Below are 15,456 nucleotides of genomic sequence, written 5' to 3'. Positions count from 1 at the left end.
GTCATGAAGGTCGTCGTCATCGGAGCGCTCGGCAAGGTCTCGCGCCACCTGCTCCCGCTCCTCACGCAGGGTGGGGACGACGTCGCCGGGGTGGTGCGCAAGCCCGAGCAGCTCGACGCCGTGACCGAGCTGGGCGCCGAGGCGCTGTTGCTCGACGTCGAGGCCGCCAGCACCGACCGGATCGCGATGACGCTCGACGGAGCCAACGCGGTCGTCTGGTCCGCGGGCGCCGGGGGCGGCAACCCCGACCGCACGTACGCCGTCGACCGCGACGCCGCGATCCGCTCCATGGACGCCGCCGCGCTCGCCGCCGTCCCTCGCTACGTGATGGTGTCCTGGATCGGTTCCGTCCCAGACCACGGCGTGCCCGCCGACTCCGGCTTCTACGCCTACGCGGACGCCAAGCTCGCCGCCGACGAGCACCTGCGCGGCACCCACCTCGACTGGACGATCCTCGGCCCCGGCACCCTCACCGACGATGTCGGCACCGGCCTGATCGAGCGGGTGGCCGACGGCGTGAGCCTGGCACGCGGCGAGGACTCCGCCGTCCCGCGGGCGGACGTCGCCCAGGTCGTGGCCGCCACGCTGCACGAGCCGCTGACCGTCGGAGAGTTCGTGCGGTTCCGCGGGGGCCGGACGCCGATCGCGGAGGCGCTGCGCGGCTGACGCACGAGGCGGCGCGGACTGCCTCAGTCCGGTGTGTGCTGGTGCATCAGGAGCCGCCACCCCGGGTAGACGATGGTGGCGGGGTCCCGCCACTCACCAGCCTGGCATCGCCCAGGTCGACCTCGTCCCAGCCGGGCGAGGCGTCCATCGCGACGACGCACCCGGCCTTGTCCAGCACCGCGCCCGGGACGACCACGACGGCGTCGTCATGCAGCACCTCCGCGTAGTCGGCACCCGCACCGCGCGCGAGCCGGTCGTCGATCGCCAGGAGCTCGTCGATCATCACGTCGCTCATGGTTTGACCGTAGGCACAGCATGTTGCTCCTGCCACAGCCAACGAAGAGCGTCGGGCAGCAGCACGCCGGCGTGGTTCGGGTCGTGCCCACCGTCGCCGAGCACCAGCCGGAAGTCATAGCCGGCCTCAGCCAGGGCGGCGGCGACCTTCAGGTTCTCCGCCAGCCAGTTGTGCTCCGGCTCGTTCCAGCCCAGGTCTCGGTGCCCGGCCTGCAGCAGCACGCGGAACGGCTTGCGCGGGGTCTTGGCGAGCAGCTCCGGGTACGGGTTGCCGCCGGGCATCTGCGCGAAGCTCGACAGGAAGCACACGGCCCCACCGAACCGGTCGGGTCGGTGCCAGGCAGCCGTGAATGCGGCGTTCCCGCCGCTGCTGCCGCCGATGATCGCCTGTCGGCGCGGATCCTCGCTGATCGTGTACCGTCGCCGGACCTCCGGGAGCACCTCTTCCAGCAGCAACTTGGCGTAGAGGTCGTCGGCTGCGTCGTACTCGGCGTTCCGGTTCTTGCGCTCGTCGGGATCGTCGACTTCCGCGTAGACACCAGGGTCGACGAACACTCCGATGGTGGGCGGAACCTCACCCCGGTGGACGAGATTGTCGAGCACGACGCCACCGCGGATCGCCCCGTCAGGATCCAGGTACCACCAGCCGTCGTTGAACACGGCGAGCCCTGCCTGCTCAGCGGAGTCGTGACCTGCCGGCACATGGACCCACACCCGGCGGGTGGTGCCGGGGTACACGCAGCTGTTCAGGGCGAACGACTCCGTGGTCCCCGAGGCCACGCCATCGTGACGAGCAGAGTCGGGGCCGTGCTCGTACACGACCGGTTCGTCGCCGAGCGGCAGCGGGCGGTACGACACGGCCGGGGGACCACCCGTCGTCGCGCCCCGCTGCGCGACGATCTCGACCTTGAATCCGTCGGCGCTCTCCAGCCACCCGGCATAGTGGTCCGGCCCTCCGGCATACGGGTACCGCTCGGCATACAGTGGCGTCCAGCCGTGGGCCGGGGCCGCGACCATCAGAGCGTCGACGTCCCCCGGTGCCCCGCCGTCGAAGGCGACGTGGTTCATCCCGGGACGACGCCGGTCATGGGCCACCGCGCTGAGGCTCGGCGAGGTGGTGAGCGTCAGATACGTTCCGCCGTCGGACCAGGAGCATCCCTCGGGCCACTCCTGCGCCGGGGCGAAGCCCAGGCGAGGCAGCAGCCAACCCCAGTCCGTCGACGTGGCGTCGATGTCGGCCACCCAGATCTCGAGGTGATGAATTCCCGGCATCCGCCCATCCCACCATGCGAGCCCGGGCCGCAGTGTGTGTCTTCGCGGGTCGTTCGCACAGCGGGATCCGTGACCGCTGAGCGTGCGTGGTCCACGCACGGCGTGATGCTCACGCCATACGTGAGCCGCGTGCGCTGTGGTGTCACCCCTCCCGCAGTCCCGTCAGGTTCGATGTGGTAGCCGGCCTCCGAGCGCGTCCCGCCGTGACGGGCGCCACCGCTCCCCCACGAGCGGGCCAGGCCCACCTGCGGCAGCATCGCCAGGGACCGTCACCACCACCCTTGGGAGGTCCCCGTGGCTCGTACCGTGGCAGAACATCTCGTCGACCAGCTCGTCGCCGCCGGCGTCGAACGCATCTACGGCATCGTCGGGGACTCGCTGAACCCCGTCGTCGACGCGGTGCGCCGCACCGAGGGGATCGACTGGGTCCACGTGCGGCACGAAGAGGCCGCCGCGTTCGCCGCGGCCGCCGAGGCCGAGGTGACGGGGAAGCTCACCGCGTGCGCCGGGTCGTGCGGCCCCGGCAACCTGCACCTCATCAACGGGCCGTACGACGCGAACCGCTCCAAGCTCCCCGTGCTGGCCATCGCCTCGCACATCCCGAGCGCCGAGATCGGCACCAAGTTCTTCCAGGAGACCCACCCGGACCGCCTCTTCAACGAGGCGTCCGTGTTCTCCGAGATGATCTCGACGGCGGCACAGCTGCCCCGCGTCACACGCTCGGCGATCCAGCACGCGCTCGCCGAGCCCGGCGTCGCCGTCCTCACGCTGCCGGGCGACGTCGCGGACCAAGAGGTGCCCGACGACGACGCCCCGATCCTCATCCCCGGGGCGTGCCCCGCCCGCGTGCTGCCGAACGAGGCGGACGTGACGGCGCTCGCGCGGGCGATCAACGACGCCGAGAAGGTCACCCTGTTCGTCGGGGCGGGTGCCCGCGGCTCGCGGGACGAGGTGCTGGAGCTCGCCGACCTCGCGGCCGCCCCCGTGGGGCACTCGCTGCGCGGCAAGGAGATCATCCAGTACGACAACCCGCACGACGTCGGCATGTCGGGGCTGCTCGGGTACGGCTCCTGCCACCAGGCGGTCTTCGGGGCGGACCTGTTGATCCTGGTGGGCACGGACTTCCCGTACGACTCGTTCCTGCCCAAGAACGTCCCGACGGCGCAGATCGACATCGACGCCTCGCACCTGGGCCGGCGCACCCGCCTCGACCTGCCCGTGCACGGCGACGTCGGCGAGACGCTGCGCCTGCTCAACCCGCTGGTGCAGCGCAAGACGAACCGCAAGTTCCTGCGGCGCATGGTGGACAAGCACGCCGAGAACATGACCAAGGTGGTCGGCGCCTACACCCGCAAGGTGGAGAAGCACACGCCCATCCACCCGGAGTACGCCGCCGTCCAGCTCGACGAGACGGCCGCGGACGATGCCGTCTTCACCGTGGACACGGGGATGAACAACGTCTGGGCGGCCCGCTACCTCACGCCGAACGGCCGGCGGCGCGTCATCGGGTCCTTCATCCACGGGTCGATGGCGAACGCCCTGCCGCACGCGATCGGGGCGTCGATGGCCCAGCCCGACCGGCAGGTGGTGGCGATGGCCGGCGACGGCGGTCTGTCCATGCTGCTCGGCGAGCTGATCACCGTCCGCGCCTACGACCTGCCGGTCAAGATCGTCGTGTTCAACAACTCCTCGCTGGGCATGGTGAAGCTGGAGATGCTCGTCGAGGGGCTGCCGTCGCACGGCACCGACTCGCCCGAGGTCGACTACACGGCGATCGGTTCCGCCGTCGGGATCCCATCGCAGCGCGTCGAGAAGCCGAAGGACCTGCGCGCGGTGCTCGCGGAACACCTGGATGCCCCGGGCCCGGCGCTGGTGGAGGTCATGACCGACCCGAACGCCCTGTCCATCCCCCCGTCGATCACCTCCGGGCAGGTCCGCGGTTTCGCCACCGCCATGACCAAGGAGATCCTCGGCGGCGGCATGGGCGAGGTGATGTCGATGGCCCGGTCGAACCTGCGCAACCTGCCGCGCTGAGCTCACGCCCCGACCAGGTCCGCGCTCCCGTCCAGCTCGGCGAGCCACGGCGGGTTCGCACCTGCCCGGGCGACGGTCGCGGCGGCGACACCTCCGGCGAACGTCACGATCTCGGTGAGCCGGCCCACCGGGGCCTCGGCCAGGGCGTCCCGGCGCCCCGCTCCGTCCAGGCCGGCCCCGAGCAGGCCGTGGATCAGCCCGCCCATGAAGGCGTCGCCTGCGCCGATGGTGTCGACGACGTCGGCCCGCCGGCCGGGAACGTCCACCCGGACGTCCCCGGCCACGAGCAGCGCACCGGCGGGGCCACGCGTCCCGACGACCATCGCGGGGCCGGCCAACGCCCACCGGTCCAGCACCCGTTCGAACGACTCGGCCGGGTACAGCCAGGCCAGGTCCTCGTCGGAGACCTTGACCACGTCGGCGAGCTGCACGAGCCGTTCCACCCGGCGCCGCACGGCGGTCCGGTCCGGGCAGATCGACGGACGCAGGTTCGGGTCGTAGGTGATCGTGGCAGTGGCGCGCGCCTCCTCCACGAGCCGCAGCACGTCGCCCGCACCCGGTTCCAGCAGCGTCGCGACGCTGCCGACGTGCACCAGCCGCGCATGCGCGGCCCGCGGCAGGTCGGGTGCCCACGTCAGCGCGAACTCGTAGTCCGCGCCGCCGTCGGCGTCCAACCGCGAGGCAGCGACCGAGGTCGGGCCGCTGCCCACGCTGCCCGGTGTCAGCACGACCTCGGACTGCGCCAGCCAGGCGGCGAGGCGTCGCCCCCGGTCGTCGTGCCCGACGGCGGTGGCGAACCGCGGGCGGTCGCCGAGCCGGCCGAGCGTCACGGCGACGTTGGCGGGACTGCCGCCGGGATGCTCGCGGTGGTTGCCGTCGAGCGCGGTGACGACGTCGGTGAGCGCCTCGCCGACGACGAGGACACGCGAATCGGGGGTGTGCACGGGACCGGTGCTCCTTCGGGTCACTGCTGGCAGGGGACGGCGCCCGGTCGTCCAGGCGCCCCGGCGCACGCCGCCGCGCCCCGTGACGAGCCGTCGGCATCGGTGCGGATCGACGGTGCGAGCGGAGTGACGGTGAGCGCCGTGACACGGGCGCTGCCACCCTCGGAGAAGACCGACACCCCCGTCGACGCCGCGTCGGGGAAGATCTGGCTCGTGACGGTCCGCAACCCGTCGGCGGTGAGCACCTCGACCGACGAGCGGTCGACGTACACCCGCAGGCGTACCGTCCCGTCGGCCACGGTGGCGTCGGGCAGCGGAGCGGACCACGCCCCGGCGAACACCGGATGGAAACCGACGTCGCCGGATCGCGTCCGGTCCACCTCGAGCCGCTGCCGGCGCGCGTCGTACGCCACCACCGTGCCCTCGCCGCCGGTGCCGGAGCCTGCGACGGTGAACACGTCGTCCGTGCGCACCACCACACCGGCACGATCCGCGTCGCGGACGTCCAGCACGAGGTCGAGGCGGTAGACGTCGGCGTCGACGTCGAGCGGGACGGTCGTGTCCGGGACCACGAGGTTCCGCACCCGGGTCGCCGCGGCGGGCACCGCCAGGCGGTCCACGCCGTCGACGACCTGCTGCCGCAGCTCCACGCGGCCGTCGACGTCGGTGAGCGTGACCTCGCGCGGCAGCGTCATCGCCGAGCGCCACGGGTGGGTGGGGATCTCCTGGGAGTACGCCCAGTCGTTCATCCACCCGATCATGAACCGGCGGTCGTCGGGCGCGTTGTCGAACGAGACCGTGGCGTAGTAGTCGCGCCCCCAGTCGAGCCAGTCGTACCGCTCGGCACCCGGGGACACCGGGTCGTCGGTCGCCACGACGTGGTCCATCAGCACGTGCCCCCAGCCGCCGCGGTTGTTGTCGACGACGCGCACCGTCGCCTCCTGCCCGACCAGCTCCGAGGTGTCCCAGCTCACCCAGTCGAGGTGCTCGGAGTCACGGCCGGTGGCGCTGCGGACGACCTCACCGTCGACGACGAGGTTGACCGTGGTCTCGGAGCTGCGGGGCGTGGCCGGCTCATCGCCGACGACGACGTGGTCGAGCGTGAGGTGGCCCCACCCGCCGGTCGCCTCGTCGACGACCCGCAACCGAGCCTCGCGGTCCCGCAGGTCGGTGACGTCCCAGGAACGCCAGCGCAGGTCGCCGACCTCGGGCCCGGTCAGGTGCCGCACGACCTCGCCGTCGACCAGCAGCTGGACCTGGAGCGTCTGCAGGTCGGAGTCGGCGCGGCGCCCGCCCCCGACGAGCATGCTGACGTGGTCTCCGTCGAGCACGAACTCCGGCGACGTCAGGGTGCCGACGTTGTCGTCACCGTGCGGACCGCCCTCCCAGGTGTTGATCCGCCCCTCGCCGAGGTAGTGCTCGCCGCCGGCGGTGGACGGGCTGTCCGTGGCCGCGAGGTCCCCGGTGCCGGTCCAGCCGGCGTCGGCGAGGGTCGTTCCCGCCGACCGCTGCTCGAACCCTTCCCACAGCAGCGTGCCGGACGGCGGCTCGTTGCCGAGCTGCCCGCCCTCGACGTGCGGGTGGTTGCCACCCCCGACCAGCATCGACAACCAGTCGCGCTCGATCGTGAAGGGCGGTGACTCGGCGGTCCCCGTGGGCCAGTCGTGGCCTACGAACGAGTTGAGCAGCCGCTCGCCGAGGTACCCCGTGACCTCCTGCTGGCCCGGGACCGTGCCGGCGACCGGTTCGGTACCGAACGGACCGGCGTCGGCGTGGCCCGGCTCGTTCGTCACGGTCCAGTCGGCCCAGCCGTCCTCGAAGTCGGCGATCACGTCGCCGTCCGGCACCTCGACGCCCTCGACGGTGCGGTCGGGCGTGAACGTGGTGCCGTCGAACTCACCGACGAAGTACTGGCCGCCGGAACCGCCTGCGACCGCGCCCGGGTTGAGGTTCACCACCATCACCCAGCGGGTGTTCTCCGGGTCGCCGTCGATCGCCAGCTCGAACAGGTCGGGGCACTCCCAGATGCCACCGGTGGCGTTCGCCGGACCGAAGGTCGACAGGTAGGTCCAGTCCTTCAGGTCGTCCGACCGGTACAGCAGCACCTGGCGGTCCACCGCCTCGACGACCACCATCACCCAGTAGCCGCCGTCCGGGGACCCCGGGTCGTCGTACCAGATCACCTTGGGGTCGCGGAAGTTGGCGCTGTCCCGGTCCAGCACCGGGTTGTCCGCATACTTCGTCCACGTGTAGCCGCCGTCGGTGGAGTAGGCGAGCGACTGCGCCTGGACGCCTGCGTGCGTCGGGTGGGCGTCGGTGTAGGCGCTGGTGTAGACCGCGACGAGCGGCGGGTCCTCGACGGTGCCGAACCCGCTGGTGTTGCCGTGGTCGACCACCACCGAGCCGGAGAAGATGTCCTCGATCGCCACGCCGTCGTCGTCGAACGTCTGACCGATGGCGAGCGGCTGCTCGGTCCAGGTGGCGAGGTCAGGGCTGGTGGCGTGCCCCCACGACATGTTCCCCCAGCGGTTCCCCTCGGGGTTGTGCTGGTAGTACAGGTGGTACGTGCCGTCGTGGTGGACGAGACCGTTCGGGTCGTTCATCCAGTTCTGCTCGGGCGTGTAGTGGATCGCCGGCCGGTACGGCTCAGGCTCGGCAGCGACGGCGGCGGGAGCCACGGCGAGCGCGAGAGCGCCGGCGAGCGCCGCGAGGACCCGCGGGCGGGCAGGGCGAGGCATACGAACTCCTTTGTTCGGTGCGTGCGGGCGTGCGGGTGTGCGGTGTCGTCGGTGCGGGCTGCGGCGCCCGGCGCGGTCAGGCCTGGGCGGCCCCGGTCATGATCGCCACGGCCTCGGTCATGCTGTGCGACTGCGGCGTGATCGTGGCTGCGCACCGACCGAGCCGCTGGACGTGGATGCGGTCGGCGATCTCGAAGACGTGCGGCATGTTGTGGCTGATGATGATGACGGGGATGCCCCTGTCCCGCAGCGTGCGCACGAGCTCGAGGACCTGGCCGGACTCCCGGACACCGAGCGCCGCCGTCGGCTCGTCGAGGACGACGACCTTGGAACCGAAGGCCGCCGCCCGGGCCACCGCGACGGCCTGGCGCTGCCCGCCGGAGAGGTTCTCCACCGGCACGGTGACGTCCTGCAACGTGGAGATGCCCAGCTCACGCAGCTCGCGGCGGGCGCTCTCACGCATCCCTGCCTGGTCCGTCAGACGCAGCACCTTGCCGAGGAACCCGGGGCGTCGCACCTCGCGACCGAGGAAGAGGTTCGACGCGATGTCGAGCGACGGTGAGACGGCGAGGGTCTGGTAGACGGTCTCGATCCCGGCGGCACGAGCGTCCTGCGGGCGCTTGAAGTGCACCTTCTCGCCGTCGAGGAGGATCTCGCCCTGGTCCGGCACCTCGGCGCCGGTGAGGCACTTGACCAGCGTCGACTTGCCGGCGCCGTTGTCGCCGATGATCGCGAGGACCTCGCCGGGGTAGAGCGCGAGGTCCACCCCGTCGAGGCCGACGACTCGGCCGAACGTCTTGACGAGCCCGCGCGCCTGCAGCACGGGAGTCGCGTGCGGGACGACCGCGGACGGTCCTGCGGTGGAGGTGTCGTCGATGGTGGTCACTTGCGCACCTTCCTGATCCACTGGTCGAGGGAGACCGCGACGATCACGAGGACCCCCACGGCCAGGGTCTGGTAGAGCACGTCGAGGCCGGCGAGCGACAGCCCGTTGCGGAACACGCCGACGATCAGGGCACCGAGCAGCGTCCCCCAGATCACGCCGCGCCCGCCGAACAGGCTGGTACCACCGATGACGACGGCGGTGATCGAGTCGAGGTTCATGTCGACGCCGACGTTGGGGCTGGCGGCGTTGGCGCGCCCGATCTGGATCCAGGCCGCGAGGGCGAGGATCACGCCGGCGCTGAGGTAGACGCTCAGCAGCACCCGGTTGACGCTGATGCCGGACAGTCTCGCCGCGTCCTTGTCGTCGCCGACCGCGTAGACGTGCTTGCCCCAGGCGGTGCGCGACAGCGCGACGGCGAGGACGAGGTATGCCCCGAGCATGAGCAGCACCCCGGTGGACACCCGCACCCCGAACACGGGGAACGTGGTGCCCGTCCATGTCATCACGGCGGGCATGTCGCCACCGCGCACGGTGGCGCCGCGGGAGTAGAGCAGCGCCACCGCGGTGAAGACGTTGAAGGTCCCGAGGGTGGCGATGAACGGCGGCAGCTTGAGCCGGGTCACGAGGAACCCGTTCAGCGCGCCGCAGGCCATGCCGACGAGGAGCCCGAACGCCAGGGCGAGCACCGGGGGCGCACCGGAGCCGGAGGCGACCTGGGCCATGACCATCGAGGCCAGGACCATGACGGCCCCGACGGACAGGTCGATGCCGGCGGTGAGGATGATGAGCGTCTGCGCCGCAGCGAGGGTGCCGACGACGGCGACCTGCTGCGTGATGAGGGACAGGTTCGACAGTGCGAGGAACCGGTCGTTGAGCTGCCCGAACACGATGACGGACAGCACCAGGACGATCGCCGGGCTCAGTGCCGGGTAGCGGTGCAGCACGCCCCGGGCCCGCTCGAGCGGGCTGCGACGGTCGAGGAACTCGGCGGCCGGGTCGGCCGTGGCCGTGGTGGTGGTCATCGACGATCAGCCCCAGCAGATCTCGGTCGCCTCGGTCGAGTCGATCGACTCGACGCCGTCGACGGGCGTGTCCGTGACCAGCTCGACCCCCGTGTTGAAGAAGTCCAGGCCTTCGCTCGTCTCGGGCGTGGCGCCGTCGGCGGCGAGCTGCGCGATCGCCTCGACCCCCAGCTCGGCCATCCGCACGGGGTACTGCTGGCTCGTGGCGTCGATGACGCCCTCTTCCACGTTCTGCACGCCGGCGCACCCGCCGTCGACGGACACGACGATCACGTCGTCGGCCGTCTTCCCGGCGGCCTCCAGCGCCTGGAAGGCGCCGTACGCGGCGGGCTCGTTGATCGTGTAGACGACGTTGATGTCGGGGTTCTTGGTCAGCAGGTTCTCCATCGCGGTGCGGCCACCGTCCTCGGCCCCGTCCGAGGCCTCGTTGCCGACGATCTCGTAGTCGCCACCGCTGTAGGTGCCGGTGGGCGCCTCGTCACCGTTGGCCTGCGGGTCGGCGACGTCGATCCCCATCCCCTCGAGGAATCCCTGGTCGCGGTCCACGTCGACCGAGACCACCTTGTCGCTGAACAGGTCGAGCATCGCGATCGTCGCCTTCTCACCGTCGAGCGCGCCCGCCGTCCACTCGCCGATCTTCTGCCCGGCGAGACGGTTGTCCGTGGCGAACGTGATGTCGACGGCGTCCGCGGGGTCGGGCGGGGTGTCGAGGGCGATGACGTACAGGCCCGCCTCGCGCGCCGTGCTGATGGCGTCGACGACGGCCGGTCCGTTCGGCGTGATGAGGATCCCGGCGTCACCGCGCGCGACGGCGTTCTCGATCGCCTGGATCTGGGTGTCCTCGTCTCCGTCCTGTCGGCCGGCGGCCAGCGTGAGCTCGACACCGTGGTCCGCGGCCGCTGCCTGGGCGCCGTCCTGCATCGCGACGAAGAACGGGTTCGTCGTGGTCTTGACGATGAGCGAGACACCCACAGGTTCGCCATCGTTGTCGGCCGCCCCTGCGCTTCCGGTGTCGTCGCTGCACGCCGTGAGAGCCAGCGCGGACAGGGCGAAGATGCCGGTCAAGGCGGGGATGCGGCGGATGCGAGCGGGGTTGGTCTTCGAGTGGTTCACCGTCGAACTCCTTCATCGAGGGCACGAGGCCCGACAACGTTGTCAGGTCATTCCTATCCGATGGAGACGGGTAGGGTCAAGGCCAGGAGAACGAGGAGAGATCAAAACGTGACATCGATGTCAGACGTGCCGGCACCACGCCAGGCCAGCCGCCGCCCCACGATGCGCGACGTCGCGCGTCTCGCGGGCGTCGGGATCAAGACCGTTTCCCGCGTCGTCAACGGCGAGCCCGACGTCTCCGCCGACACCGCCGAGCGCGTGCGCAAGGCCGCGGACGAGCTGCAGTACGAACCCAACATGCACGCAGGCAACCTGCGGCGGGGCGACGGCCGGACGCACACGATCGGACTGCTGGTGTCGAGCGTCGCGAACCCGTTCGCCGCACAGGTGCACCGCGCCATCGAACGGGTCGCCACAGAACGGGGCTACGCCGTGTTCGCCACCAGCCTCGAGGACGACCCGGCCGCCGAGCGCCGCGCGATCACGGCGCTCGCCCGCCGACGGGTGGACGGCTACGTGGTCACGCCCGTGCGGGACGACCAGTCCTACCTCCAGGTGCACCTGGACCGTGGCAACCCGATGGTGTGCATCGACCGCGAGCCGACCGGTATCGACGTCGACACCGTCGTCACGTCCAACTACGACAGCGCCCGGGAGGCCGTGCGCCACCTGATCGCACAGGGCCACCGGCGCATCGCCTTCCTCGGTGACCTCGAGCGCATCCAGACCGCGCAGCTACGCCGGGACGGGTACCTCGCCGAGCTCGCCGACCAGGGCGTGTCGCCCGATCCCGCGCTGACCGTCCTCGACCTGCACGACGACACCAGCGCCACCGCGATCACCCGGCGCCTGCTCACGCTCCCGGACCCGCCGACCGCGATCTTCTCCAGCCAGAACCTGGTGACCGTCGGAGCGATCCGGGCGCTCCAGCAGCTCGGTGCCGAGCACGACGTCGCTCTGGTCGCCTTCGACGACGTCGAGTCGGGCGACCTGGTCACCCCCCGCGTGACCGTGGTCGCCCAGGATCCCGACCGGATCGGTCGCCTCGCGGCCGAACGTCTCTTCGCCCGGCTGGACGGCGACGTCAGCCCTCCGCGGCAGCTCGTCGTCCCGACACGCCTGGTGGTGCGCGGCTCGGGCGAGATCCCCGGCCCGGGGCGGGCCGTCGCTACTGGGTCAACGTAACGCGTCCCCGCACCTGCGTCAGCGCCAGGCGTCGGCGAGCGCCAGGAACGCGTCGTTGGCCGCGACCTCGCCGATGCTGACGCGCATGCCGTCGCCGGCGAACGGTCGCACGAGCACACCTGCCGCGGCAGCCTCGGCCGCACGCTCCGCCGTCCGCTCCCCCAGGGCGAGCCACACGAAGTTCGCGTGCGTCGCGGGGACGTCCCAGCCCTGCTCCCGCAGGGTGTCGCGCACCCGGGTCCGCTCGGCGACGATGGCCTCGACGTGCTCGGTCATCTCCGCCTGGGCCGGCGCCTGCAGAGCGGCGATCCCCGCCCGCTGGGCGAGGTGGTTGACCCCGAACGGTGTGGACGTCGCCCGGATGCCGGCGGCGAGCCGCGGCTCGGCCAGCGCGTACCCGACGCGCAGGCCCGCGAGGCCGTAGGCCTTGGACAGGGTGCGCAGCACGACGACGTTCGGGTGGCGACGCAGCACGTCGAGCGCGTCGGGCGCCTCGGGATCACGCACGAACTCGAGGTAGGCCTCGTCGACGACGACGAGCACGTCCCGCCGCACGGCCGCCAGGAGCGCCTCCAGCTCGTCGGCGTGCACGACCGGGCCGGTGGGGTTGTTCGGCGTGCAGACCAGGACGGCGCGGGTGCGCTCGGTGACGGCGTCCGCCATCGCGGGCAGGTCGAGGCGACCGTCGGAAGTGACCGGGACGGTGACGGCGGTCCCCCCGCTCACGGCGGTGATGATCGGGTAGGCCTCGAAGGACCGCCACGGGAAGACGACCTCGTCCCCCGGCTCGACGACCGCCTCGAGCACGTGCTGCAGCACGGCCACCGACCCGTTGCCCACCACGACCTGGTCCGCGCCGAGGCCCACGTGCCCGGCGATGGTCTCGACGAGCTCGGTGGCGTACATGTCCGGGTAGCGGTTGACCTCCCCGGCAGCCGCCTGGATCGCGGCCAGCACCGAGGGCAGCGGCGGGTACGGGTTCTCGTTGGACGAGAGCTTGAACGCCCGACCGCTCGGGCGAGCGCCCGGGACGTAGGCGGGCAGGGCCGCGACGGCGGCGCGCAGCGGGACGGTGGCCGGGTTGTCGGGGGCTGTCTCCACGGGCGCCAGCATGCCACGATGCCCCCATGAACCTCATCTCACGGATCGTCGTGACGGCGCTCGCGCTGTGGATCTGCGACCTGATCTTCGACAACCTCGAGATCTACGGCGGGGACGACACGCTGGGCCGCGTCCTCGTGATCGTGGGCGTGGCCGCGATCTTCTCGCTGGTCAGCATGATCGTGAAGCCGATCGTGTCCCTCATCTCCCTCCCGCTGCTCATCCTCACGCTCGGGCTGTTCTACCTGCTGATCAACGCGCTCATGCTGTGGATCACCACGTGGATCACCAGCCAGGTCGGCGACTGGGGCCTGGAGGTCCACGGCGGCTTCTGGTGGTACCTGTGGATCGCGCTGATCCTCGCGGTCCTGCAGACGGTCATCGGCTGGGTCGTCCCCGGCAAGCGCGACTGAACCGGTCACTTCTCGACGGCGACGCGCCGGACCGCGTAGAACGTGGTCCCGGCGCGCTCGCCGTCCAGCAGCGCCTCGATAGGTTCGACGACGCCCGCCACCTGGACGTTCTGGACGGCCTGCGCCTGCTCCAGCGTGCGCAGGTGCGTCGGCACCGAGTGCGCCTCGGCGACGCTGCCCGACGCCGCCCGGTCGCGCGGGTCGTCGGAGGCCCCCAGGTCCCGGCCCACCGTCACCCGCTCGGGCGTCGCAGGGTTCTGAGCGGTCGACCGACCGTCGAGTGGTGAGACGAGCTCCTCGGTGGTCTCCAGGTGCAGCACCGGGACGCCGCGCGGGGTGCGGAACGTCGCCGTCGGCGCCCCGGCCGTCACCACGCCGCCGACCCGGTGCTTCTCCCGGAAGGCCGGTGAAGCGGCCAGCGACGTCGCGGCGATCCCGCCGAGCGAGTGCCCGACCAGCACGACCGGTTCGTCCGGCGCAGCCCCGGAGCGAGCGAGGGCCTGCTCGACGGCGACCATCACGTCGGCGGTCGCTCCCGCCATGAGGTCGAGGTCGGTGGCGACGTCGAACGGGTTCGCGGCCGAGAGCAGCTCCTGGGTGCCCGGGATCAGCACCGTCCAGCTCACGCTCCCGTCCGCGTGCTCGACCTTCTCCACGCCGATCGTCCCGGGCGGCGGGCCTGGTGCCGCCCGCCCAGGGATGCCGCTGCCCTGCGCGTAGAGGTCGGCGGTGCGGGCCAGGGCCTCGGCGACGCTGGCGGCACACGACCCCTGCCAGGCGGGGGCTCCCCCGGTGAACCGTGCGGGGTCCAACGGCTCCACCGTGACCTGGGCGTCGGGCAGGGCGCTCCATACGGCGCCGGACAGCACGCGCGACCCACCGGTGACGGAGAAGTCCCCGCCCGAGGCCCAGGGTGCCCCGAGGGCCACCCCGATGCCGCCGCCCAGCACGGCCTCGTCGGCGTACGGCGCAGCGCCGCGCAAGATCCATCCGCCGAGCCCTCCGCCACCGGCCGGCTCGACGTCGGCAGGGACGGGCACCGGTGCCTCCCGCGGGGCGTCGGGATCGTCGGCCTGCGCGGCGATGCCGCCCAGGGCGAGCTGGCCGCCCCGCCGCCACGGGAGCCCGAACAGCGGGTCCGAGACCCACGACGTGACGCCCAGCCCGACGGCCCCCGCTCCGGCGGTCACGACAGCACCGACGACACGCTCGGCAGCGGACTCGGCGTGCTCGTAGAGGCCTGCGGCGAGCAGCAGCCGGCTCTCCATGCTCGCGCAGGCGTCCGCACGGGCGGACAGCGCGCCGGCGGCGTCGTCCGCGAGCGCCCGCGCCCCACGGACCCGGGTGCTGCGTGCGGGGTCCGTCGCCCCGAGCGGGGCGGGAGCCCACAGGTCGCGGTCCAGCGCACCGCGGGCGGTGGTGCACGCGAAGGTCGCCGCGCGCAGCGTGTCCGCGGCGCTCGCGAGCCGCAGCGCCGTCGCGCGGATCGCGGTGGCGTCGACCTGCGCGACCGGCCGGCCCCCGACGACGACGAGGGTCTCGCGCGGGTCCCTGCTCACGGCACCTCGCAGGCCTCGGCCACCAGGACGGCCTGGGTGAGGGTGGCGGCATCGGTGGCGAGCGCCTGCAGGAGGTCTCCGACGGTGTCCCGGCAGAGGTCTCCCGCTGGCGAGTCCCAGTCGAGACCCGCGGCGCGGCGCAGCAGGGCGGTGGCGTCGTCGAGCGCGGCCCTGGCGGCCCGCAGGTGGGCCGCCGCCACGGCGACGTCGGTGGTCGGCAGGAGCATGG

General features: G+C 72.2%; 13 protein-coding genes and 2 pseudogenes. 4 read left to right on the top strand and 11 right to left on the bottom strand.

What is annotated here, in order from left to right:
- The first annotated feature begins 3 nt into the window (after positions 1–3).
- Positions 4–666, top strand: a complete 663-nt coding sequence (locus PZC42_RS00735) for an SDR family oxidoreductase (RefSeq protein WP_277207412.1) — start codon at positions 4–6, stop codon at positions 664–666.
- Positions 667–712: 46 nt separating this feature from the next.
- On the opposite strand, the gene PZC42_RS00730 is transcribed toward PZC42_RS00735, so the two are convergent.
- The 3 genes and pseudogenes from PZC42_RS00730 to PZC42_RS00720 all read right to left on the bottom strand — a co-directional run.
- Positions 713–961 carry a hypothetical protein gene (locus PZC42_RS00730; RefSeq protein WP_277207410.1) on the bottom strand — a complete coding sequence of 83 codons (249 nt, stop codon included), beginning with the start codon at positions 959–961 and terminating at the stop codon, positions 713–715.
- A pseudogene (locus PZC42_RS00725) lies at positions 958–1,677 on the bottom strand (alpha/beta hydrolase); the annotation flags it as partial. The pseudogene PZC42_RS00725 and the gene PZC42_RS00730, both read right to left, overlap by 4 nt.
- A 174-nt stretch (positions 1,678–1,851) precedes the next feature.
- Positions 1,852–2,232: pseudogene (locus PZC42_RS00720) on the bottom strand (VOC family protein); the annotation flags it as partial.
- A 294-nt stretch (positions 2,233–2,526) separates the two neighbouring features.
- Between PZC42_RS00720 and PZC42_RS00715 the strand changes: the two are divergent.
- Positions 2,527–4,266, top strand: coding sequence for a pyruvate dehydrogenase (locus PZC42_RS00715; RefSeq protein WP_277207408.1), 1,740 nt, complete (start codon positions 2,527–2,529; stop codon positions 4,264–4,266).
- A 2-nt stretch (positions 4,267–4,268) separates the two neighbouring features.
- Here the strand turns inward: PZC42_RS00715 and PZC42_RS00710 are convergent, their stop codons facing one another.
- From PZC42_RS00710 to PZC42_RS00690, 5 genes are all read right to left on the bottom strand, one after another.
- Complete coding sequence (locus PZC42_RS00710; RefSeq protein ID WP_277207406.1) at positions 4,269–5,210, bottom strand: carbohydrate kinase family protein; 942 nt, start codon at positions 5,208–5,210, stop codon at positions 4,269–4,271.
- 20 nt (positions 5,211–5,230) lie between these two features.
- Positions 5,231–7,948 (bottom strand): glycoside hydrolase family 32 protein, encoded by a 2,718-nt coding sequence (locus tag PZC42_RS00705; RefSeq protein WP_277207404.1) that lies wholly within the window; start codon positions 7,946–7,948, stop codon positions 5,231–5,233.
- Positions 7,949–8,024: 76 nt separating this feature from the next.
- Positions 8,025–8,834, bottom strand: a complete 810-nt coding sequence (locus PZC42_RS00700; RefSeq protein ID WP_277207402.1) for an ATP-binding cassette domain-containing protein — start codon at positions 8,832–8,834, stop codon at positions 8,025–8,027.
- Positions 8,831–9,856: an ABC transporter permease gene (locus tag PZC42_RS00695; protein WP_277207400.1), complete on the bottom strand. Its 1,026-nt coding sequence runs from the start codon at positions 9,854–9,856 to the stop codon at positions 8,831–8,833. Before PZC42_RS00695 ends, PZC42_RS00700 begins: the two co-directional genes overlap by 4 nt.
- A gap of 6 nt (positions 9,857–9,862) precedes the next feature.
- Positions 9,863–10,969: a substrate-binding domain-containing protein gene (locus tag PZC42_RS00690; protein WP_438802881.1), complete on the bottom strand. Its 1,107-nt coding sequence runs from the start codon at positions 10,967–10,969 to the stop codon at positions 9,863–9,865.
- Positions 10,970–11,086: 117 nt separating this feature from the next.
- On the opposite strand from PZC42_RS00690, the gene PZC42_RS00685 reads away from it, so the two are divergent.
- On the top strand, positions 11,087–12,154 hold the full coding sequence (locus tag PZC42_RS00685) for a LacI family DNA-binding transcriptional regulator (RefSeq protein WP_277209247.1): 1,068 nt from the start codon (positions 11,087–11,089) through the stop codon (positions 12,152–12,154).
- A gap of 18 nt (positions 12,155–12,172) precedes the next feature.
- On the opposite strand, the gene hisC is transcribed toward PZC42_RS00685, so the two are convergent.
- On the bottom strand, positions 12,173–13,267 hold the full coding sequence (gene hisC / locus PZC42_RS00680; RefSeq protein WP_277207398.1) for a histidinol-phosphate transaminase: 1,095 nt from the start codon (positions 13,265–13,267) through the stop codon (positions 12,173–12,175).
- Between the two features lie 14 nt (positions 13,268–13,281).
- On the opposite strand from hisC, the gene PZC42_RS00675 reads away from it, so the two are divergent.
- Complete coding sequence (locus PZC42_RS00675; protein WP_277207395.1) at positions 13,282–13,668, top strand: phage holin family protein; 387 nt, start codon at positions 13,282–13,284, stop codon at positions 13,666–13,668.
- 5 nt (positions 13,669–13,673) lie between these two features.
- On the opposite strand, the gene PZC42_RS00670 is transcribed toward PZC42_RS00675, so the two are convergent.
- Together PZC42_RS00670 and PZC42_RS00665 are read right to left on the bottom strand one after the other, a co-directional pair.
- The gene (locus tag PZC42_RS00670) at positions 13,674–15,227 is read right to left on the bottom strand and encodes a lipase family protein (RefSeq protein ID WP_277207393.1); all 1,554 of its coding nucleotides are present in this window, start codon (positions 15,225–15,227) and stop codon (positions 13,674–13,676) included.
- Entirely contained in the window at positions 15,224–15,454 is a 231-nt protein-coding gene (locus PZC42_RS00665) for a hypothetical protein (RefSeq protein WP_277207391.1), read from the bottom strand. The genes PZC42_RS00670 and PZC42_RS00665 overlap by 4 nt, the downstream gene beginning before the upstream one ends.
- Between the last annotated feature and the right edge of the window lie 2 nt (positions 15,455–15,456).

It is taken from the genome of Isoptericola croceus (assembly GCF_029382255.1).
Lineage (GTDB): Bacteria > Actinomycetota > Actinomycetes > Actinomycetales > Cellulomonadaceae > Isoptericola > Isoptericola croceus.
This window is presented reverse-complemented; position numbering and strand designations above follow the sequence as displayed.

What these genes read in the sequence shown, in the direction of transcription:
- PZC42_RS00675 (WP_277207395.1), top strand. Translation starts at nt 13,282, where the DNA reads ATGAACCTCATCTCACGGATCGTCGTGACGGCGCTCGCGCTGTGGATC.
- hisC (WP_277207398.1), bottom strand. Translation starts at nt 13,267, where the DNA reads ATGCTGGCGCCCGTGGAGACAGCCCCCGACAACCCGGCCACCGTCCCG.
- PZC42_RS00685 (WP_277209247.1), top strand. Translation starts at nt 11,087, where the DNA reads ATGTCAGACGTGCCGGCACCACGCCAGGCCAGCCGCCGCCCCACGATG.
- PZC42_RS00665 (WP_277207391.1), bottom strand. Translation starts at nt 15,454, where the DNA reads ATGCTCCTGCCGACCACCGACGTCGCCGTGGCGGCGGCCCACCTGCGG.
- PZC42_RS00695 (WP_277207400.1), bottom strand. Translation starts at nt 9,856, where the DNA reads ATGACCACCACCACGGCCACGGCCGACCCGGCCGCCGAGTTCCTCGAC.
- PZC42_RS00730 (WP_277207410.1), bottom strand. Translation starts at nt 961, where the DNA reads ATGAGCGACGTGATGATCGACGAGCTCCTGGCGATCGACGACCGGCTC.
- PZC42_RS00705 (WP_277207404.1), bottom strand. Translation starts at nt 7,948, where the DNA reads ATGCCTCGCCCTGCCCGCCCGCGGGTCCTCGCGGCGCTCGCCGGCGCT.
- PZC42_RS00735 (WP_277207412.1), top strand. Translation starts at nt 4, where the DNA reads ATGAAGGTCGTCGTCATCGGAGCGCTCGGCAAGGTCTCGCGCCACCTG.